Source organism: Massilia sp. Masssp93, assembly GCF_059491295.1.
On the sequence record NZ_CP168502.1, the window covers coordinates 2,960,375 to 2,981,561 of the forward strand.

Genomic DNA, 21,187 nt, shown 5'->3' on the forward strand with positions numbered 1-21,187 from the left:
ATTCGGTTCAAAGCAGGCCGCGTTGGGCCAGGTTGGCGTACAGCGCGCGCACGCCGAAGGTCCACGGTGCGATCGCGTCGCTGCGGTGGACGGTGTTGACCAGGGTCCCCAGCGACGGCGTGGAGATACTCACGCGGTCGCCCGGGTGGTGGGTGAAGCCGCCGCCTTGCGCATCGCGGTCCTTGATCGGCGAGAACATCGTGCCGAGGAAGAGCATGAAGCCGTCCGGGTACTGGTGGTGCTTGCCGCACGTCTGGCTGACCAGGTCGAGCGGGTCGCGGCTGATCTCGCGCATGAAGCTGCGGCCTTCCAGCTCGAAGCCGTCGTCGACGCCCTCGATCAGCATGCGCACTTCCGCGCCGCGCAGCGTGTCGATATCGAAATCGCCGTCGAACAGGCGGATGAACGGGCCGATGGCGCAGGAACCGTTGTTGTCCTTCGCTTTACCGAGCAGCAGCGCGCTGCGGCCTTCGATGTCGCGCAGGTTGACGTCGTTGCCCAGCGTGGCGCCGACCACTTGCGCGCGGCTGTTCACGGCCAGGACGATTTCCGGTTCCGGGTTGTTCCAGTGCGAACTCGGATGCAGGCCGACGGCCGCGCCGTGGCCGACCGCCGACATCGGCTGCGACTTGGTGAACACTTCGGCGTCCGGGCCGATGCCCACTTCCATGTACTGCGACCACAGGCCGCGTTCCGACAGTTCGGCCTTCAGGCGCATCGCGGCCTCGCCGCCCGGTTCCAGCTCCGACAGGTTGGTGCCGATCGTCGCCTGCAGTTGCGCGCGCAGCGCATTGGCGCGGGCCGGGTCGCCCTTGGCCTGTTCCTCGATCACCCGCTCCAGCAGGCTGACGGCGAACGTCACGCCGCAGGCCTTGATCGCCTGCAGGTCGCACGGCGCCAGCAGGCGCACGGGTGCGCCGTCGTCGCCCTGCAGCGCGGCCGCGACCAGCGCGTTCACGTCGCCCAGGTCCTCGCCCTCCGCGCCGCGCACGATGGCGACGAGATCGTCGCGCTCGAGCAGTTCGGACACGGTCGGGACATGGCGGGTGATGTCGACCACGCGGCCCTTGCGCACGGCGACCACGGCGGGTCCCGCGATGCCGTTGTCGTTCTGGGCGGCGCGCCAGACGCGGCCGACCATCAGGGCCTGGTCGAGGTCCTGGGGCAGCGGATTGGCTTGGATAGCTGTCATGTTGTTCTCTCTAGGTTTATGCCACCGTCAGCGTCGTTTTTTTCAGGTCGGCGCTGTTCGGTCCTGCGAAAATGGTGAACGTCCCCGGTTCCACGACGCGTTTCATGTCGGCGTTGTAGAACCACAGGTCGGAAGGCTTGATGTCGAACGTAACCGTGCGCTTTTCGCCCGGTTCGAGCGTCACGCGCTGGAAGCCCTTCAGTTCCAGCAGCGGGCGGGTGACCGAGCTGACGTCGTCGCGGATATACATCTGCACGACTTCGTCGCCGCGGACCGCGCCGGTGTTGTGCACGTCGACCTGCACGCGGGTGCTGCCGCTGGCCGCGATCCGCTCCTTCTCCAGGCGCGGCGCGGAAATCTCGAAGCGCGTGTACGACAGGCCGTAGCCGAACGGGTACAGCGGCGTCGTCACGTCGTCGATGTAGCCGCGGCGGCTGCTCGGCTTGCGGTTGTAGAACATGGGCAGCTGGCCGACGTCGCGCGCGATGGTCACGGGCAGCTTGCCGCCCGGGCTCACGCGGCCGAAGATCAGGTCGGCGACGGCATTGCCGGTCTCCTGTCCCATGTACCAGCATTCCAGCAGCGCGCCCGCGCGCTCGGCCAGCAGGTTCACGGACAGCGGACGGCCGTTCAGCAGCAGCACGACGGTCGGCTTGTTCAGCGCGAAGATGGCGCGCGCCAGGTCGTTCTGCTGGCCGATCAGGTCGAGCGTGGTGCGGTCGCCCAGGTGGTTGTCGGCCCAGGCCTCGCGCGCCGTCTGTTCGTTGTCGCCCAGGACCATGACGATGGTGTCGGCCGATTTCGCCGCTTCCACCGCCTCGGCGATCAGGCGCGCGTTGACTTCGGGCTTGGTCCACACGATCTCGTCCTGGCCCCACACGTGGCCTTCCGTCAGGCGCACGCCTTCGGCATACGCCAGCGGGAAGCCGTGGGCCTGCGCCTCTTTCTGCAACGCCTCGTAGACCGAGACGACGTGGCGCGGCTTGTCCGAATAGCCGCCGATCGGCGTGTCCTTCGCGTGCGTGCCGACCAGCAGCAGCCTGCCGACCTTCTGCGGCGCCAGCGGCAGCAGTCCCTGGTCGTTCTTCAGCAGCACGGCGGTGCGCTGGGCGGCCTTGCGCGCGAGCGCGATGGCTTCCGGCGTTGCCGTGCGGGCGTCGGCCTGGGCGGCGTCCGCGTACGGATTCTCGAACAGGCCGGCCTCGAACTTCAGGCGCAGGATGCGGCGCACCACCGTGTCGATCTCGCGTTCCGTGATCTTGCCTTCCTTGACCAGTTGCGCCAGCGCCGCGTAGCCCGCGGGGTCCGGCGTCTCGATATCGACGCCCGCCTTGAACGCGCGCAGGCCCGCTTCCTGCACGGACGCGACCAGGTGGTGGCGGCTGCCCAGTTCGGCGATGGCCATGTAGTCGGACACGGTCAGGCCCTGGAAGCCCCATTCCTTGCGCAACACGTCCGTCAGCAGCCAGCGGTTGGCGTGCGACGGGATGCCGTCGATCTCGTTATACGACGGCATCACGGCCGCGATCTTCGTTTCCTTGATAATCTTTTCGAACGGCGGGAAGAAGTCCTCGCGCAGCGCGCGCTCGCCCACGTTCGCCGGGCCGATGTTGGTGCCGCTTTCCGGCTGGCCGTGACCCGTCATGTGCTTCAGCGTGGCGTAGACCTTATCCTTGGCCAGCGGCAGCGTGTCGCCGGAGAAGCCCAGCACGGCGGCCTTGCCCATGGTGCCGCACACGTGCGGATCTTCGCCATAGGTCTCCTCGATGCGGCCCCAGCGCGGCTCGCGCGCCACGTCGACGACCGGGGCCAGCGCCAGGTTGGCGCCGCGCGCGCGCATTTCCTTCGCGGCGAACGAGAAGATCTGCTGCACCAGCTCCGGGTCGAACGTGGAGGCCAGGCCGATCGCCTGCGGGAAGCTGGTCGCCTCCGGCGCCACGTAGCCGTGCAGCGATTCCTCGTGCATGAAGGCGGGGATGCCCAGGCGCGTCTGTTCCAGCGCCCACTTCTGCACGGCGTTCACGTATTCCGCCGTTTCCTTCGGACCGCGGTTGCCGACGGCGCCGGAGTTGCCGGCGTTGTTGTCGGCGCCGACCTGGCGGTCGGACGGGCGCGCGAACATGCCCATGCCGTTCGGGTGCACGCGGCTCGCCTTCTCGTGCGAAAAACTCGTGTCGGGATTCTGCAGGTCCTTCTTGGTCAGCCACACGCACTGCATCTGCGCGATCTTTTCGTCGAGCGTCATGCGCCCCAGCAGATCCTCCACGCGCGCCGCGACGGGCGCGCCTGCCTGCTTGTACACCGCCGCGCCACCCTTCACGGCCTTCGCCGCCATCGCGCCCGGCACGACGGCCATGCCGGCCGCACCGCCCACGGTGGCCAGAAACTCCCTGCGTTTGATACCCATCGACTTGTGTCTCCTGCTTGTTTTTGTAGGTGCCGCCGTCGGCGCCGGCGGACTGGTTTGCCTGGCATGCGCTCAACATTCCAATAACAGAAATGTTACCGCAACCATTCCAGTCTAATCGGCAAATTTAGGCCTTGTCAATCAATTATTCGGAAGATGTCCGCCAGAGGCGACGTGACGGGTGCAATACAGGCGCCCGGGGACCCGCGCGATGGCAGAATCGGGTGGGAATGCGGCGAAACGGGATGTTAGCGTGAACAAGCGGCAATGCCCGAGCGGGCGCCGCGCATCATGCGGGATGGGTGATGAAGGAGACGGGCCGGCGCCGCCGGCCCGGAAAATCAGCCGGCGCGCTTGCCGGCGGCCAGCGGCAACAGCGCCGACGGGCGGGTGCGCGGCGCGGCGTCGGACTGGCGGCGCACCAGCTCGAAGTCCATGCGCACCTGTTCCGGCTCCGCGGCCTCGCCTTCGCGCAGCGCGCGCACCCGGCGCACGAGCGACTGCACGGCTTCGCGCGCCATGCCGGCGATGGGCTGGCGCACCGTCGTCAGCTCCGGCCAGATGGTGGTGGCCAGGGCCGTGTCGTCGAAGCCGGTGACGGTGAGGTCGCCCGGCACGTCGAGCCCCAGGCGGTGCGCGACGGCGACGGCGGCCGCCGCCATGTCGTCGTTGCTGGCGAAGATGGCGGTGGGGCGCTCTTCCAGCGCCAGCAGGTGTTCCGCGGCGTCGAGGCCGGAGCGGTAGGTGAACATGCCCTGCACGATGAGCTCTTCGGACGCGTCCGCGCCCTGCTCCGCGATCGCCGCGCGATAGCCTTCGAGGCGGCGCGCGCTGGCCGTCTGGTTCGGATGGCCGACGACGAAGCCGATGCGGTGGTGCCCCAGGTTGATCATGTGGCGCGTCATCGCGTGGGCCGCCTCGAAGTCGTCGATGCTGACGGCGCCGACGCGGCTGTCCGGCAGGCCGCAGGCCACCACGACGGCGGGGATGTTCGCGTCCGCGATGGCGGCAAGCACCTCTTCGCTGTCGCACAGGGGCGGCGGCAGGATGATGCCGTCCAGGCCATTCTCGACGAGGCGCCGGGTCTGCTCCGCCTCGTGCTCGCCGGCCTCGCATTTTTCGACGAACAGCTGGACGTTGTTCAGGCCGGACTGGCTCAGCAGGCCGACGAGGAACTCGCTCAGGTAGGCCGCGCTCGGGTTACTGTACAAGAAGCCGACGCGGATCGGCTTGGAACCGGCGAGATTGCGCGCTTCCTGGTTCGGCGTGTAGTTCAGCGCAGCCACGGCTTCCGCGACCTTGCGCCGCGTGCTTTCGCGCACGAGGCCCTTGCCGTTCATGACGCGCGACACCGTCATCGCGGACACGCCGGCGAGCTTGGCCACGTCGGCCATCGTCGGCTGACCCCGGCGTTCCGCCTCTTCCTGGACGGACTCTACTTTGGCTTTGGTCATGTTCTCCCGGTTCCCCATCCTTTTGTTTGCGCTATCTTAACACTTCACGGGCACGCAAGGATAGCTGTAAAGATAGACGTAAACACCCAGAAATCGATTTCCCATTTCGAAAGTTTGCGCTAACATTCTTGCGCCGGACGGGCCGCCGCATCCGGCAACCATAAATACAACGGAGACTACGATGCAGCATTTCCTGCGCCATGCCCGCGCATGGCTGACGGCGGCGCTCGCGCTGACCGCCCTCCTCGGGCTGCCCTGCGCCCACCTCGCCCATGCCGCCGACGAAGACGGCTACGACCTGTGGCTGCGTTACCGCCCCCTTCCCCCCGCCGCGCAGGCCGCGCTGGCGGCGTCCGCCACCGGCATCGTCGCGGCGGACGACGCCCCGACCGTCCACGCGGCGGCGAACGAACTGCGGCGCGGCCTGGCGGGCCTGCTCGGGCGCGCGCAGGACGCGATACCGTCCGCCACGCAGCCGCGTGCCGGCGCCATCGTCCTCGCCCGCGCCGCCCTGCCGGCTGGCCTGCGCGAGGCGGACGCGGTGCGCCGCGAGCTCGCCACGCTCGGCGCCGAAGGCTATGTCGTGCGCCCGGCGCACATCGGAGGCGCCCCCGTCACCCTGGTCGCCGCCAACACGGACATCGGCCTCCTGTACGGCAGCTTCGCATGGCTGCGCCAGTTGCAGCTCGGCGTCGCACCGGCCCGTATCGCGCTCGTCGACAAGCCGGCGTTGCCGCTGCGTGTGCTGGACCACTGGGACAATCTGGACCGCACCGTCGAACGCGGCTACGCGGGCGAATCGATCTGGAACTGGTGGGAGCTCCCCAACATCGTCGACCCGCGCTACACCGATTACGCGCGCGCCAACGCGTCGCTGGGCATCAACGGCACGGTCCTGAACAACGTCAACGCGAAGGCGGAGGTATTGAGCCCCGCGTTCATCGCCAAGACGGCCGCCATCGCCGACGTGCTGCGGCCATACGGCATCCGCGTGTACCTGTCGGTGCGCTGGTCGACGCCGCTGGAACTCAAGGAGACGAAGACGGCCGACCCGCTCGATCCGGCGGTCGCCGCCTGGTGGGCGCGCAAGGCCGACGAGATCTACCGCAGCATTCCCGACTTCGGCGGTTTCCTCGTCAAGGCCAATTCGGAGGGCCAGCCCGGCCCGCAGGACTATGGCCGCAACCACGCGGACGGCGCCAACATGCTGGCGCGCGCCCTCGCGCCGCACAAGGGCATCGTCATGTGGCGCGCCTTCGTCTACAGCCCGCCGGCGCAACCGAACCAGGTCAGCGACCGCGCCGCGCAGGCCTACGACCAGTTCAAGCCGCTGGACGGGAAGTTCGACAGGAACGTGCTCGTGCAGGTGAAGAACGGCGCCATCGACTTCCAGCCGCGCGAACCGGCGCACCCGCTGTTCGGCGCCATGCCGGCCACGCCGCTGATGATGGAATTCCAGGTGACGAAGGAATACCTCGGCTTCGCCACGCACCTCGTCTATCTCGGCGCCCTGTTCCAGGAAACGCTGCGCTTCGACACCCGCGCCGGCAACAAGCCGATGACGGTCGCGCGCGTGCTGGAAGGCGCACAGGCCGGCCGCGTGGGCGGCATCGCCGGCGTCGCGAACATCGGCAGCAGCCGTAACTGGACGGGCTCCACGTTCGACCAGGCCAACTGGTACGCCTACGGCCGCCTCGCCTGGAACCCGGACCTCGACAGCCGCGCCATCGCGCGCGAATGGGCCGGCCAGACGTTCGCGCCGGACGCGCGCGTGGTCGATCCGGTCGTCGACATGATGATGCGGTCGCGCGAAGCGGCCGTCGACTACATGACGCCCCTCGGCCTGCACCACATGATGGGCACCGGCCACCACTACGGCCCCGCGCCGTGGGTCGACGACCTGGCGCGGGCGGACTGGAACCCCGTGTATTACCACCGTGCGGGCAAGGACGGCATCGGCTTCGACCGCACGGCCACGGGCAGCAATGCCGTGGCCCAGTATGCGCCGGAAGTCGCGCGCCGCTTCGCCGACCCGGCCACGACGCCGCCCGAACTGCTGCTGTGGTTCCACCACCTGCCGTGGGACTACCGCATGCCGTCCGGCCGCACCCTGTGGGACGAGCTGGTCGCACGCTACGACCACGGCGTGGCCGAGGTGGATGCGATGCAGGCCGAGTGGCAGCGCCTGCGCCCGTTCGTCGACGCGCGCCGCTTCGCCGACGTCGCCCAGCGCCTGGCCCAGCAGCGCCGCGAAGCGCAGTGGTGGCGCGACGCGTGCATCGCCTACTTCCAGCACCAGTCCGGCCTGCCGCTGCCGGCCGGCGTGCGTGCGCCGGCGCAATCGCTCGACTATTACCGCAAGCTCGAATTCCCGTTCGCGCCCGGCCACGGATAGACACGCAATTGCCACCGTCATACCACCACACAAAACAGAAGGACTACACACAATGACATCGAGACGAGAGATCATCAAGGCGCTCGCCGGCGCCGCCCTGCTGCCGTCCGCGGCGCCCCTCGCGCGCGCGCAGGGGCCGGCGGGCGAGACGCTGAAGGACGCCGCCGCGCGCAAGGGCATGCGCTTCGGCACCGCCATCAGCCACGGACGCAACCAGTTCGGCGACCCGGCCTACCGCGCCCTCGTCGAACGCGAATGCAACCTGATCGTCCTGGAAAACGAGATGAAGTGGCAGGCCGTGGAGCCGGCGCCGGGCAAGCCGAACTTCGGCCCGGCCGACGACGTGATCGCGTGGGCGAAGGACAAGGGCATCGCCGTACGCGGCCACAACCTGTTCTGGCAGGCGGAAAAATGGCTGCCGGCGTGGGTCGCCAAGCAGAACTTCGGCGCCCAGCCGGGCAAGGCCGTCGAGCAGCTGATGCGCACGCATGTGAGCACCGTGTGCGGCCACTTCGGCAAGGCGATCAAGAGCTGGGACGTCGTCAACGAAGCCGTCGACCCGGCCGACGGCAAGCTGCGCCAGAACGCGCTCACGCGGCCGCTGGGCGCCGTCGAACAGATCGACCTGGCATTCCGCCTGGCGCGCGAATACGCGCCGCAGGCGCAGCTGGTCTACAACGACTACATGCGCGGCGACGCCGGCAGCGCGCGCCATCGCGCGGGCGTCCTGTCCCTGCTCGCCGAACTGAAAAAGCGCGGCACGCCGGTGGGCGCGCTGGGCTTGCAGAGCCACATCGGCTCGTGGGATGAAACGGACCGCGGCCGTGCGGACCTCGTGGAATGGCGCAAATTCCTCGACGAGGCGAGCGCGATGGGCTACGACCTCCTGATCACGGAGCTGGACGTGAACGACCGCCGCCTGCCGGGCGACATCGCCAAACGCGACGCCGGCGTGGCCGCCGCGACCCGCGACTACCTGGACGTGACGCTGTCCTACCCGCGCCTGCGCGACATCCTCGTGTGGGGCCTGGCCGACAACGTCAGCTGGCTCCAGACCTGGGACGAGGCGCCGCGCAAGGACAAGCTGCCGATGCGCCCGACGCCGTTCGACGACCACCTCAAGGCCAAGCCGATGCGCCAGGCCATCATCGACGCGATCAAGGCGGCGCCGGCGCGCCGGGCCTGAGCGGCGCGATATCGGTTTTGGGATCGGTCGGCACAAACAAGTGATTGGTGCGCCGGCCGATCCGTCCCTATACTCGCGCGAACCCTTTCAACCACCTGACCTGCCAATGGATTCCAACCGCCGCCGCCTGCTCTCCGCTTCCCTCGCCACCGCCGCCGTCGCGAGCCTGCCCTCCATCGCCGCCGCCGCGTCCAGGACCGCGCCATCCGGCGCGGGTCTCGCGCCCACGCCGCCCATGGGCTGGAACAGCTGGAACTCGTTCGCCACGACGATCACCGAAGCGCAGACGCTGGAAACCGCGGACATCATGGCCGCCAAGCTGCTGCCGTTCGGGTACAACGTGCTCACCGTGGACATCCAGTGGTACGAGCCGAACGCGACCAGCTATGAATACCGCAAGGATGCCGAGCTGACGATGGACCAGTACGGCCGGCTGCTGCCCGCGCCGAACCGGTTCCCGTCCGCCCGCGACGGTGCGGGCTTCAGGAAGCTCGCCGACCAGATCCACGCGCGCGGCATGAAGTTCGGCATCCACGTCATGCGCGGCATCCCGCGCCAGGCCGTGCGCCTGAACACGCCGATCCTCGGCACGAACCTGCACGCGCGCGACATCGCCGACACCGAATCGATCTGCGCGTGGAACCGCGACATGTACGGCGTCGACATGACGAAGCCGGGCGCGCAGGCCTATTACGACTCGGTGTTCAAGCAGTTCGCGGCGTGGGGCGTCGACTTCGTCAAGATGGACGACATGTCGCGCCCGTACGAAAAGAACTGGCGCGAGATCGAGGGCGCGCACAAGGCCATCGTGGCCAGCGGCCGCCCGATCGTCCTGTCGCTGTCGCCGGGCGAGACCGACCTGCGCTGGGCCAGCCACGTGCCGCATTACGCCCAGATGTGGCGCATCTCGGACGACTTCTGGGACGAGTGGCGCCTGCTCGCCGAACAGTTCCAGCGCCTGGAAAACTGGAACCCGACCATGCGCGAGAACGCCTGGCCCGACGCCGACATGCTGCCGCTCGGCCGTCTCGCGCTCGGCGCGCGCGACACCAAGTTCACGCCCGACGAGCAGCAGACCCTGATGACCCTGTGGAGCATCGCCCGCTCGCCGCTGATCATGGGCGGCGACCTGCGCCACCTGGACGCGAAGACGCTCGCCTTGCTGACGAACCCGGAGGTGCTGGCCGTGAACCAGCGCAGCCGCGAGAACCGTCCGCACCGCGCGGATGCCGGCACGCGCATCTGGAGCGCGCGGCCCGTGGACAAGCGCGGCCTGCAGTACCTGGCGCTGTTCAACACGGCCGATGCGCCGGCCGACATCGTGTTCGACCTGTCGCGCCTCGACCTGGGCGGCCGCACCGTTGGCGTGCGCGATCTGTGGGCGCGGCGCGACATGGGCAAGGTCAAGGGCGCGATCCGCGCGACCTTGCCGCCGCACGGGTCGACGCTGCTGGGCATCACGGCTTGAGTGACAAAGGGTGGATATCCGCGCCGCATGAGCGTGGGAGAATAGCGACGGTATAAAAATTAGAACATGATGGCTGCGCGGGACACCGTCCCCTGATAAGATCACCCGGCCATCACCGTTCCGTCCGTCGACTCATGAGATTCCACCCGCTCACTGGCGAGTTCGCGCTGCCCGCGAACGAAGCCGCGTTCCTCGTCCACAAACTGCCGCAGACCCGCGCCCTGCTCGTGTTCACGCTCGTGTTCTGCACGGTGTTCTACCTGGCGTTCACCGTCTCGGACCTGACCGCGCTGGGCTACGGTCCGGGCTTCGTGCGGTTGTGCGCGGCGCGCGCGGTCGTCGCCGCGACGGCCGGCACCTGCGCCTGGCTCGCCTACCGCCGGCCGCTCTCCGTCGCCGCGACGCGCAGCGCGGCGTCCGCCGCGGAAGCCGTCGCGCTGGCGTGCTTCATGTTCATCGCGGTGCAGCGGCCCGGCGAATTCCACTGGCACGCGATGTCGCTGGCGATCATGCTGATCGTGATCTACCTGTACATCCCGAACAGTTTCGCGGGCGCCCTCGCGCTGGCCTCGATCGCGACGGTCGCGTTTCTGGGCCTGGCCCTGAAATACGGGCGGCTGACGGCGGCCGACGTCGTCACGATGATCATGCTGCTGGTGCTGGCGAACGCCTTCGGCGCGCTCGCGGCGCGGCGCTTCAACCAGGTGTCGCGCGAGGAATACCTGGCGCGCGCGCAACTGCAGCACGCGGCCGCGCGCGACCACCTCACGGGCTGCTTCAACCGGCGCCACCTGCACGACAACCTGATGCGGCCCGGCCAGGTGCGCACGCCGCACGGCGGCGGCCTGGTGACGGTCGTCCTGTGCGACATCGACAATTTCAAGCGCATCAACGACACCTACGGCCACGCCAGCGGCGATGCCGTGCTGCGCACGTTCGCCGAACTGCTGACGCAAATGACGCGCGACGGCGTGGACAGCGTCGTGCGCTACGGCGGCGAGGAATTCCTCGCCATCCTGCCCGACACGGATCTCGACGGCGGCATCGGCCTCGCCGAGCGCCTGCGCACGCGTTTCGCCGGCACGAGCGTCGCGACGGACGACGGCACGGCGCAGGTCCGTACGACCGCCAGCTTCGGCGTCGCCTGCGCCGACCTCACGGCCGGCGCAGGCGACAACGTCGTGCGCGACCTCATCGCCGCGGCCGACAAGCTGATGTACGACGCCAAGCGCGGAGGACGCGACCGCGTGCACGCGCGCTGCGTCTGCGACGGCGGCGCGGGCCGGGCCGCGCCGCTCCGCGCCGGATCCGTCAATAGGCGGTGACGGAGAAATTCCGCGCGGCGTAATCCATGCCGCCCGACGACGACGTGATCTCGAAGCCGTACTGGACGTCGCCGACGGTAACGTTGCCCATCCAGCCGAGGTTCTGCAGATAGCGCATGATGGCCAGGACGTCGACGGTCGTGTTGTTGGTCTTCGACGTGCGCAGGAACGAGAACACCATGTTGCCGCCGTTATTGCCGCGATAGACGTTCCACGTGGCGCCGCCGACGTTCACGTTCGTGTACACGGGGATCGCACAACCTTGCGCCGTCCAGTTGTACGAGACCGGCTTGACGTTGCCGCAGCCGGCCGACGTGCCCGTGTAATTCAGCCACAGCATGATCTCGTTGGCGTGGTTCGAGTCCCAGATGTCGTACGTCGATTCCCATGCGCCGCCGGACGGCGTCGTGGCCGACACGACGGACGTCAGGCGCGACAGCGAACTCAATGACTTGCCGACGTAGTAGCCGATATGCGGATAGGACTTGATGCCGCCGGTGTTCGGCTGGTTCGACCACACGCCCCAGTCGGTGGGCGAGTTGGCCCACAGCGTCTGCGGACCGGCCCCCGCGCCCCACACGTCGTTGTTGAAGCTGTACGCGCCCATCGTGGTCGACCCGTACTGCGCGGAAGTCGCCCAGGTTGCCGCTTGCGCCGGGGCGGCCAGGATGGCTGCAAGTACTACTGCGGACATGCAAAATGTCTTCTTCATATAGTCTCCTTGATGTTCGCCCCGCATAGGGCGGACCGGGCGTGCCGGTATCCGCGGGCGGCGTCGGGGGCGTTGGCGCCGCATTCTTATGATATCGATTTCATCGTAAGGACACTGATACGGGGAGTCAATCGAACTAACAGTTTTGTTAACCGCTATCATCGAGGCATGCCATCTTCGTATGGCAAATGCGGATTTCGATATGGCTGAATGGAACGGTTACTCGCGCACCTTGCCGCGCAGCGCCTTGACCTGGCCGCTGCGCGACTTGGCCTCGAGCCTGCGCCGCTGCGAGCCGCGCGTGGGACGCGTGGGCTTGCGCACCGTCGGCACCTCGGCCGCCGCGTCGACCATGGCTTGCAGCCGCGCGAGCGCATCCTCGCGGTTGCGCTCCAGGCTGCGCGCGCGCTGCGCCTTGATGACGACGACGCCCTCGCGCGTGATGCGCGCGTCCGCCAGCGCGCGCAGGCGCTCTTTCACGAACGAAGGCAGCGACGACGCGCCGATGTCGAAGCGCGCCTGCACGGCGTTCGACACCTTGTTCACGTTCTGGCCGCCCGGGCCCTGGGCACGGATCGCGCTGAACTCGACGTCGTCCGGATCGATCACGATGGCCATGCCCGGGTCCCGCGCGTCAACGAACCTGCGTGCCCAGGACCGCGCCGTTCGCCGTGCCGTAGACGTACGGGCCGTTCAGCGACGACCCGTCGCCGAAGGTCTGCGCGCTCTGCTGCGTCCAGTCGGACAGGTTGAATGCCGCCTGCACCTTGAAGCTGTACAGGGGCGCGGCCGGATACGGCGACGGCTGCGTGGGCTGGGCGCTCAGACGGTACACCTGGATGCCGCTGTTGTCGTTCAAGGGCAGTCTGGCGGCGCATTGCGACGGCGCGCGGACGATCCTGGCGAAGTAGGCGGAGTTCTGCGGCGTGTATGGCGCGGTGGTGTTCTCCGCGTTGTACGGGTTGGCGACCAGCTGCGCCCTGGCGCTCCCGCGCGGGCCGGACACCAGCACGGCGGTCTCCTCGTCGATGCCGATGCCCAGCACCGAACCGGACGCCTCCAGCCCGCCGGGGCAACCGTTGCCGATGCGCGCGACGAAGCCGAACAGCCGGCCCAGGCGGTCGCGCGTGTTGAAATGGTCGTCCGTGATCGTCTTTTCCAGCGTCGGGATGGCGAGGAAGCTTCCGGTCTGGACGAACTTCTTCGACGAAGTATTGAGGGGATCGATCGTCATGTATTTGTTGAACGGATCGGCCAGCGCCTGGTCCGACGTGACGCTGCCGTTCAACGCGGCGAACGCGTACTGCCCCAGCATCGCGTTGCCGGCGCTCGTGCCGCCGACCGGAATGCCGGCGTTCACCGCCTGCTGCAGTGCCGTGTCCAGCGCGGTGCCCTGCCAGTTGTTGTAGTAATCCGCCTGGTCGCCGCCGGCGATGAAGATCGCGCTGGCCCTGGCGATCACGCCCAGCACGAACGGGTCGGCGGCCGCCTTGCGGGTGGGGATCACGAGCGTCTCGACCGACGTCACGCCCAGGTCGATGCCGCCGACCGTTTCGTAATTCCTCGGCGTCGTCGTATCGACCTGCCCGATCCGGCTGTAGATGTACGGATTGTACGCATCGGTCCCCGTCGCGCGGATGATGACGAACCGGCCGCCCGTGGCGCGCGTGATGCCCGCCCGGGCGATCATCCAGCGGAACGCCTCGGCCACGTCGTAGCCGCCGCCCATCAGCACGACGGACGGGGTGCAGGCCGTTCCCCAGCACGACGCCGGCTTCGCGCTCACGGGCGCGGACGGCGTGCCGAGATAGCTGTAGGTGTAGGTCGAGCCGGCGACGGCGGGCTGGATGGCGAGGAACGGCACAGCCGCGAGCAATACCTGGCCGGCCTTCGTTCTGAGATTGGATGTCATGCGGGCTCCGTGTGGTTGGCAGGCCCAGCATATTATCTTTTTCATACCGTTGGAACCAGCGTTTCGATGTATCGTCACGTCTGGCCCCATTTTTCACCGAAAGCACCACACGATGAGTTACGACCTGATGGTATTTGCCCCGGAAGCCGCGCCGGCCAAGCGCCCCGACTTCCTCGACTGGTATGACGAACAGACGGAGTGGGACGACGATCTCGCCTACGACGACCCGGCCGTCGCCACACCGGCCCTGCAGGCGTTCTACGCCGACCTGGCCGCCGAATTCCCGCCGATCACGGACGACGGCACCGACGCCGACGGGGCAGCGGACTACACGATCGCCCCCGCCCTGATCTACATGAACTTCGTCGACTGGGACCGGGTGGACGCGGCCTGGGAGGCCGTGCATCGCCTCGCGGCGAAGCACGAACTGGGCTTCTTCGACGTCAGTTCCGACCTCGGCGAAGTGTGGCTGCCCGACCGCAAGGGCGGCCTGCGCATCGCGAGTTCCGATTAAGCGCGCGGATCAATTCGCGCCGACGCGCGGGCTCTCCTGCGGCCCGAGATAGCTCGGCTTCAGGCCGCCCGCGTCGATCACGAGCCGCTGCAGCACGAGGCCGGGGTCGAGCGCCCAGAACTTCAGCGTGTGGCGGCCCGGCGCCTTCACGTCGAGCGCCGTCGTGAACTGGGCCACGCCGTCCGACACGATCCTTTCCCAGTGCCGCTGCGATTCGTCGGCATGCACGTCGACGATCTGCGGCGCGTCGCCATCGATCGAGACGGCATACCGGAAGCCCGCGCCCGGCCGGAATTTCAGCGTGGGCGCCAGCGTCGCCTGCACGTTCACCTTGCCCCCTTCGAACAGGTACACGTCGTATTCCAGGTGCATGCCGTCGGCGAGCGTGGCCGCGGATGCATCGACGGGAAGCGTCGTCATGCCGGACAGCGTGCGGCCCAGGCCCGGCACGCGCAGCCATTCGCGGCCGTTCGGCGCGAACGCGCGGCTGTAGTGCTCCGCCTCGATGGCGACCGTGCCGCCCGTCTCGACGAAGCCGGCCACGTCGGCGCCGCGCTGGTCCGCATGGCGCAGCACGACGTCGACGCTCGCGCTCTGCCCGTCCGCGCCGCTCACGATCACGTGGCCGGCCGTCGCTCCCGCCGGCACCTGGTCCCAGCGCACGTCGACCGGGATCCGCTTCGTCCCGGCCGTCGTCCCCGCGGACTCGCCCAGCACGATCCAGGGCTGGTCCGCACGGGCGCTCCAGGCCAGTGGCGCCGCGCCGCGGTCGAACACCTCGATGTAGCGCGCCGATTTGTCGAACGGCTCGAACGCCGGCAGGCGCAGGCCGGGGGCGGCCGGCCACGCGGCCTCGCTGCCCTCCGCCGCCACGCCCAGTGCCGCCGCGGCGGGCAGCGCAATCTCGCGCACGTCCGGCATGATGTTGGTCGCGGGATCGCGCCAGCTGGTGTAGCCGATGTGCGTCTGCGCCATCATGTGATTCCACTTGCCGCCGTTGATCTCGTGGTACTCGCGCGAGATCGCGGCGTCCCGCGCGAACAGGTCGCGGGCCCGCGCCGCGAGGTCGTTCGTGTCGGCGCGGCCCTGGGCGGCGTGGATGCGGTTGGCCTGCACCGTCGCATACAGTTCACCGAGCGTGCCGGCCGCGCGCACGGGATGTTCGACGAGCTGGAAAAAGGCGTCGCGCTGGGCCGGCGCCAGTTTCGCTTTCACTTTCTCCGCGCGTGCGGCCAGGTCGCGCCAGTCGGCGACGATGCGCTCGGACTCGCGGTAATTCGTCGCGCTGTACGTGCCCGGCTCCAGCTGCTCCGGTTTGCGGCGGCCGTTGTAGCGGGTGTACGTCGCGACGATGTCGGCGATTTCGGCGGCATCGTCGGCGCCGAACTCGCGCGTCGCCCACAGCTTCAGGTACTCGGGCAGGCGCGCCGCCGGCCACGCGGCCGGGTTCCACGCGTAGGTGAGGAAGAATTCCGTCGGCACTTCCATCGGCTTGAGATCGCCCACGTTCACGACCCACAGGCGGTCCGCGCCGAGGCGCCAGGCCAGGTGCATCTGTTCCCAGACCTTGGGCAGCGGCGTCACGTTGATCCACTTGTACGAACGCGGGCCGCCGACGTAATCGAAGTGGTAATAGATGCCGGCGCCGCCGCTGCGCTTGCGCTCGTCGGGTGTGGGCAGGCGGCGGATATTGCCCCAGTTGTCGTCGCACCACAGCAGGGTGACGTCGTCCGGCACGCGCATGCCCTTCTCGTAGTACTCCTGCACTTCCTTGTACAGCGCCCAGACCTGCGGCACCGCGGCCAGCGGCTTGCCCGTCGTCTTCGCGATCATCGCGCGCTGGTCGGCCACGATCTTTTCCAGCAACGCGACGTTGGACTGTTCAGACATCGGCTCGTCGCCGTCGCCGCGCATGCCCAGCGTGATGACCTTCTCGAAGTCCTTCGAGCGGTCCAGGCCCTGCTGCCAGAATTCGCGCAGCACCTGCTCGTTGCGGCTGTAGTCCCACGGCCCCTTGCCGTACCTGGCCCATTCCGCGTGGGCGCGCATCAGCGGTTCGTGGTGCGACGTGCCCATCACGATGCCCATTTCGTCGGCCAGCGGGCCGTTTTCCGGATCGTCGTCGTAGAACGCATTGCCCCACATCGCGGGCCACAGGTAATTCCCGCGCATGCGCAGGATCAGTTCGAACAGCTTCCCGTAGAACTTGTGATTGAAGCCGCCGAATTTTTCCTTGGCCCAGCCGGACAGCGCCGGCGCCTCGTCGTTCAGGAAGATGCCGCGGTAGCGCACGACCGGGGCGTCGGCGACGCGCGTGCCGGCCGCCACGGCCAGCACGTCGTGATGCGGCGCCGGCACGTCGGCCCACCAGTTCCACGGCGAGACGCCGATCTGCTCGGACACCGTGTACAACCCGTAGATCGTGCCGCGCTTGTCGCTGCCCGCCACGACGAGCGCGCGGGCGACGCCCGGCAGCGGATTGCGCACGGTCTGCACGAGATAGCCTTCCCACTTGCCGCGCAGCCGCTTCGCGTCGATCTTGCCTTCGCGCGCGAGGCGGTCGACCAGCGCGCTTTTGCCCAGCGTACCCACGATGACGACGTCGCTGCCGCGCGCCACCGCGCCGCCCGCGTCCAGCAGCGCGGGACGGGTGCCCGACACGCGCGCGATGTCGCCCTGCAGGTCGGCCGCCGCCCGGCGCACGCCGGCGAAATCGTTGCGGTCGACGACGATGCGCGCGGCCTGGCCGGCGCGCGCCAGCACGACGGCGTCCTTGCCCGCATCGAACGTCACGAAGGGGTGCTCGCCCAGCGCCCATGCCGGGTGCGCGGCCACGAGCGCCAGCACGGCGGCGGCGACGAGTGATTTCATAAGTCTCCTGATGTGATGGGTGTTCGTGCGGCGGTCAGCGCGCGCCGATGTGGCATGCCTTGAGCTGCTCCAGCGGCACGGCGTCGGCCATCGCCTGGTAGCCCGCCGGCGCCGACGGATGCAGACCGTCGTTGTCCAGCGCCTTGCGCAGATGGTCGGGGCGGGCCGGATCGCGCAGCGCCGCATCGAAGTCGACGACGCCGTCGACGACGCCGGCGCTGCGGATCCAGCGGTTGTACGCGAGACGGTCCGCCTCGTTGTCGGGACCGGGCGCGTAATAGCCGCTGCCGCCGTACGGCGTGATCGTGGCGCCCAGCACGCACACGCCGCGCTCGTGGGCGCGCGCGACGATCTGGCGGTACGCCTGTTCGAGGTCGCCCACCAGGCGCGCCCGTTCGGCCGGGCTGTCTTCCTTGTTCCGGTGCTGCACCCCGAAGTCGTTCACGCCGATCATGACGATGGCGTGCGACACGCCCGGCCGCGCCAGCACGTCGCGTTCGAAGCGCGACACGAGATTCGGGCCCAGGCCGTCGCGCAGCATGCGCCCGCCGCCGATGCCCGCGTTGACGACGCCGACGTCCGTCATGCCGGCGGCGCGCAGGCGCGTGGCGAGGCCGTCGGTCCAGCGGGCATAGGTGTCGGGCTGGACGCCGTAGCCGTCCGTGATGGAGTCGCCGATCGCGACGACCGTGTGCGCAGCGGGGCCGGACAGCACCTCGACGCCCGCAATCTGGTACCAGCGCGTGAACGTGTCGGCATGCGGCCAGCTCGCGGCCTGCACCTGGTTGCCCGGTACGCGGAAGCTCGTCGCGCGCGCGCCGGGGTGGCCGGTCTGGCGCGCCGGCGCCTGGGCGAAGTGCAGCGAGATGGCGAGATCGGCGCCCGCCGCATGCGGCAGGTCCACCGGATCGCTCAGGTATTCGCCGCCGGCGGGAATCGTCACGCTCGCGCCGCCGCCGAATCGCAGCGCGCGCAGGCTGGCCGCGTCGACGTCGGCGCGGCCGGGTGCCGTCGCCAGCGCGACGCTGCCGGCGTCGATCACGAGGGGCGCCGTGCCGAACGCGTTGCTCAGCTTGACGCGCAGTTGGCGGCCGCCCAGCGACACGCGCACGACCTGGCGCAGGCTCGCGTCCTGCCATTGCGCGGCGGGCAGCTCGTTCTGGCCCTCCGGCACCAGTTGCGCACTGCCCCAGGAAGCGACCCAATGCTCGCCGGCGGGTGGTTGGGAAGCCGTTCCGCCAGCGAGGGCGGCGCAGCCGGCGAGGGATACGGACAGGAGGCTGGCAGCCAGAATCGATTGACGCGACATCGTTATTCCTTCACACTGGGAAAAAATGGTTGCGCTACCATTCTAGTGTAGATAAATGTTACGAGCAACCGGATATATCGATCATTTATGCCGGTTATTACCAGGAGACCCCCATGACCCCGATCCAGCGCGCCGCCAGCCCGACCATCACCGCCATGCAGGTGATCCCCGTGGCCGGCCGCGACAGCATGCTGCTCAACCTGTGCGGCGCCCACGCACCCTACTTCACCCGCATCCTCGTCCTGCTCAAGGACAGCGCCGGCAACACCGGCATGGGCGAAGTGCCCGGATCGGACGGCATCCTCCGCGCGCTGGAAAAGCTCGTGCCGCTCGTCACGGGCACGGAAGTGGCGCGCTACAACCGCACCTTGAACACGCTGCGCGCCGCCATCTCGGGCGTCAGCCACCAGGTGACGTCGAGCGCCGAGGAAGCCGTCATGAAGCAGCCGCACGAGATCAACCTGCGGCTGGAAAACGTCGTCACGGCCGTGGAAGCGGCGCTGCTCGACCTGCTGGGCCAGCACCTGGGCGTGCCGCTGTGCGAACTGCTCGGCAACGGCCAGCAGCGCACCCACGTGACGATGCTGGCGTACCTGTTCTACATCGGCGACCGCGCGCGCACCGACCTGCCCTACGACGGCGGCGCCGCGCCGGACGGCTGGTATCGCATGCGCGACGAGGAAGCGTTGACGCCGGAGCAGATCGCCGACCTCGCCGCCGCCGCCGTCGACAAATACGGCTTCCGCGACTTCAAGCTCAAGGGCGGCGTGATGCGGCCGGAAGAGGAAGTGGCCGCCGTCGCGGCGATCAAGCGGCGCTTCCCGGACGCGCGCGCGACGCTGGACCCGAACGGCGCGTGGTCGCTGGCGGAAGCCGTCGCCGCCTGCAAGGGCCACGGCCACGTGCTGGCGTATGCGGAAGATCCGTGCGGGCCGGAGAACGGCTACTCTGGCCGCGAGATCATGGCCGAGTTCAAGCGCGCCACCGGCATCCGCACGGCGACCAACATGGTGGCCACGGACTGGCGCCAGATGGCCCATTCGCACCTGCTGGGCGCCGTCGACATCCCGCTCGCCGACCCGCACTTCTGGACCATGCAGGGCTCCGTGCGCCTCGCGCAGCTGTGCCACGACTGGGGCCTGACGTGGGGCTCGCACTCGAACAACCACTTCGACGTCTCGCTGGCCATGTTCACGCACTGCGCCGCGGCCGCGCCGGGCGCCATCACGGCGATCGACACGCACTGGATCTGGCAGGAGGGCCGCGAACGGCTCACCACGGAGCCGCTGCGGATCGTCGGCGGGCAGGTCGCCGTGCCGGAGGCGCCGGGCCTCGGCGTCGCGCCCGACATGGCGCGCATCGAGGAAGCGCACGCGCTGTACAAGAAGGTCGCCGGCGGTGCCCGCGACGACGCGATGGCGATGCGCTACCTCGTGCCCGGCTGGACGTACGATCCCAAGAAGCCCAGCTTCGCGCGCTAGGCCGCGCCGGCCGGCGCGCCGGCACAGAGCTCGTACACCCAGCGCCGCAGCCAGCGGTGCGCCGGGTCGGCTTCCATGCGCGGGTGCCACATCATCGACACGGTCAGCGCCGGCGTCGCCACCGGCAGGTCGAACGTGTGCATGCCGTCGCGCAGCCGGGCCGTGTGGCGCTCGGGGACGTTGGCGACGAGGTCGGACGCGCGCGCCAGCGCGAGCGCCGTCGCGAACGAGCCGACCATCACGGCCACCGGCCGCTCCAGCCCGAGCGGCGCCAGCGCCGCATCGATGGCGCCGCGCTCGCGCCCGCGGCGCGACACCGAGACGTGCCGGCAGGCCGCGTACCGCGCCGGCGTCAGCGCGCCGCTTGCCAGCGGATGGCCGCCCCGCACGGCGCCCACGAAGCGGTCGCGGAACAGCGCGCGCGTGCGGATCTCCGGTCCTGTTTCTTCCCCGATCACGCCGATTTCCAGGTCGATGAGACCCTCGCGCAGCGGCGTGCTGTCCTTGTTCACCTTTTGCAGGAAGCACAGGCGCACGCCGGGCGCGTCGCGGTCCAGCCGCGCCAGCAGCGCCGGTCCATAGTTTTCCACGAAGCCGTCGGTGACGCGCAGCGCGAACACGCGCACGATCGTGGCCGGATCGACGTCGTCGAAGGGCCGCAACATGTGGCCGGCTTCCTGCACCAGCCGGCCGGCCTGTTCGCGCAATGCGAGCGCGCGCGGCGTGAGCACGAGGCCGCGGCCCGCGCGCACGAGCAGCGGATCGCCGGTCGCCGCGCGCAGCCGGGCCAGTGCGCGGCTCATCGCCGACGGACTCAGTTTGAGGCGCCGCGCGGCGCCGGCCACGCTGCCCTCGGACAGCAGTACGTCGAGGGTCAGGAGCAGGTTCAGGTCGGGCATCGTCATCCGCGCACGATAGCACAGCCGCCGCGCCGCGGCGGCCACATGGCGCCGCACGCACG

15 protein-coding genes are annotated in these 21,187 nt (G+C 69.1%); 6 read left to right on the forward strand and 9 right to left on the reverse strand.

Features of this window, described 5'->3' with window-relative positions; translation table 11 throughout:
* Positions 1-7: 7 nt before the first annotated feature.
* The 3 genes from ACEN9Q_RS12190 to ACEN9Q_RS12200 all read right to left on the reverse strand — a co-directional run bounded on the left by ACEN9Q_RS12190 (position 8) and on the right by ACEN9Q_RS12200 (position 5,053).
* The gene (locus ACEN9Q_RS12190; protein WP_495628605.1) at positions 8-1,192 is read right to left on the reverse strand and encodes a fumarylacetoacetate hydrolase family protein; all 1,185 of its coding nucleotides are present in this window, start codon (positions 1,190-1,192) and stop codon (positions 8-10) included.
* Between the two features lie 16 nt (positions 1,193-1,208).
* Entirely contained in the window at positions 1,209-3,599 is a 2,391-nt protein-coding gene (locus tag ACEN9Q_RS12195; protein WP_495628606.1) for a glycoside hydrolase family 3 N-terminal domain-containing protein, read from the reverse strand.
* A gap of 341 nt (positions 3,600-3,940) precedes the next feature.
* Positions 3,941-5,053 carry a LacI family DNA-binding transcriptional regulator gene (locus ACEN9Q_RS12200; protein ID WP_056444116.1) on the reverse strand — a complete coding sequence of 371 codons (1,113 nt, stop codon included), beginning with the start codon at positions 5,051-5,053 and terminating at the stop codon, positions 3,941-3,943.
* Between the two features lie 181 nt (positions 5,054-5,234).
* Between ACEN9Q_RS12200 and ACEN9Q_RS12205 the strand changes: the two genes are divergently transcribed.
* The 4 genes from ACEN9Q_RS12205 (at position 5,235) to ACEN9Q_RS12220 (ending at position 11,427) form a co-directional block, all read left to right on the forward strand.
* Positions 5,235-7,448 carry an alpha-glucuronidase family glycosyl hydrolase gene (locus tag ACEN9Q_RS12205; protein WP_495628607.1) on the forward strand — a complete coding sequence of 738 codons (2,214 nt, stop codon included), beginning with the start codon at positions 5,235-5,237 and terminating at the stop codon, positions 7,446-7,448.
* A 52-nt stretch (positions 7,449-7,500) separates the two neighbouring features.
* Entirely contained in the window at positions 7,501-8,634 is a 1,134-nt protein-coding gene (locus tag ACEN9Q_RS12210) for an endo-1,4-beta-xylanase (protein ID WP_495628608.1), read from the forward strand.
* Positions 8,635-8,740: 106 nt separating this feature from the next.
* On the forward strand, positions 8,741-10,102 hold the full coding sequence (locus ACEN9Q_RS12215; RefSeq protein WP_495628609.1) for a glycoside hydrolase family 27 protein: 1,362 nt from the start codon (positions 8,741-8,743) through the stop codon (positions 10,100-10,102).
* 134 nt (positions 10,103-10,236) lie between these two features.
* Positions 10,237-11,427, forward strand: coding sequence for a GGDEF domain-containing protein (locus tag ACEN9Q_RS12220; RefSeq protein ID WP_495628610.1), 1,191 nt, complete (start codon positions 10,237-10,239; stop codon positions 11,425-11,427).
* Here the strand turns inward: ACEN9Q_RS12220 and ACEN9Q_RS12225 are convergent.
* The 3 genes from ACEN9Q_RS12225 to ACEN9Q_RS12235 all read right to left on the reverse strand — a co-directional run bounded on the left by ACEN9Q_RS12225 (position 11,414) and on the right by ACEN9Q_RS12235 (position 14,051).
* Positions 11,414-12,139, reverse strand: coding sequence for a GH12 family glycosyl hydrolase domain-containing protein (locus ACEN9Q_RS12225; protein ID WP_495628611.1), 726 nt, complete (start codon positions 12,137-12,139; stop codon positions 11,414-11,416). The two genes, ACEN9Q_RS12220 and ACEN9Q_RS12225, sit on opposite strands and share 14 nt — an antisense overlap.
* Before the next feature lie 219 nt (positions 12,140-12,358).
* Positions 12,359-12,757: an alternative ribosome rescue aminoacyl-tRNA hydrolase ArfB gene (gene arfB, locus ACEN9Q_RS12230; RefSeq protein WP_495628612.1), complete on the reverse strand. Its 399-nt coding sequence runs from the start codon at positions 12,755-12,757 to the stop codon at positions 12,359-12,361.
* 16 nt (positions 12,758-12,773) lie between these two features.
* Positions 12,774-14,051, reverse strand: coding sequence for a cyanophycinase (locus tag ACEN9Q_RS12235; protein WP_495628613.1), 1,278 nt, complete (start codon positions 14,049-14,051; stop codon positions 12,774-12,776).
* 112 nt (positions 14,052-14,163) lie between these two features.
* Between ACEN9Q_RS12235 and ACEN9Q_RS12240 the strand changes: the two genes are divergently transcribed.
* Positions 14,164-14,565 (forward strand): hypothetical protein, encoded by a 402-nt coding sequence (locus ACEN9Q_RS12240; RefSeq protein ID WP_495628614.1) that lies wholly within the window; start codon positions 14,164-14,166, stop codon positions 14,563-14,565.
* 9 nt (positions 14,566-14,574) lie between these two features.
* Here ACEN9Q_RS12240 and ACEN9Q_RS12245 read toward each other — a convergent pair whose 3' ends face one another.
* Together ACEN9Q_RS12245 and ACEN9Q_RS12250 are read right to left on the reverse strand one after the other, a co-directional pair.
* On the reverse strand, positions 14,575-17,436 hold the full coding sequence (locus ACEN9Q_RS12245) for a glycosyl hydrolase 115 family protein (protein WP_495628615.1): 2,862 nt from the start codon (positions 17,434-17,436) through the stop codon (positions 14,575-14,577).
* A 34-nt stretch (positions 17,437-17,470) separates the two neighbouring features.
* On the reverse strand, positions 17,471-18,745 hold the full coding sequence (locus tag ACEN9Q_RS12250; protein WP_495628616.1) for an SGNH/GDSL hydrolase family protein: 1,275 nt from the start codon (positions 18,743-18,745) through the stop codon (positions 17,471-17,473).
* Between the two features lie 113 nt (positions 18,746-18,858).
* Between ACEN9Q_RS12250 and ACEN9Q_RS12255 the strand changes: the two genes are divergently transcribed.
* Positions 18,859-20,226: an enolase C-terminal domain-like protein gene (locus ACEN9Q_RS12255; protein WP_495628617.1), complete on the forward strand. Its 1,368-nt coding sequence runs from the start codon at positions 18,859-18,861 to the stop codon at positions 20,224-20,226.
* Here ACEN9Q_RS12255 and ACEN9Q_RS12260 read toward each other — a convergent pair.
* On the reverse strand, positions 20,223-21,131 hold the full coding sequence (locus ACEN9Q_RS12260) for a LysR family transcriptional regulator (protein ID WP_495628618.1): 909 nt from the start codon (positions 21,129-21,131) through the stop codon (positions 20,223-20,225). The two genes, ACEN9Q_RS12255 and ACEN9Q_RS12260, sit on opposite strands and share 4 nt — an antisense overlap.
* Positions 21,132-21,187: the final 56 nt, after the last annotated feature.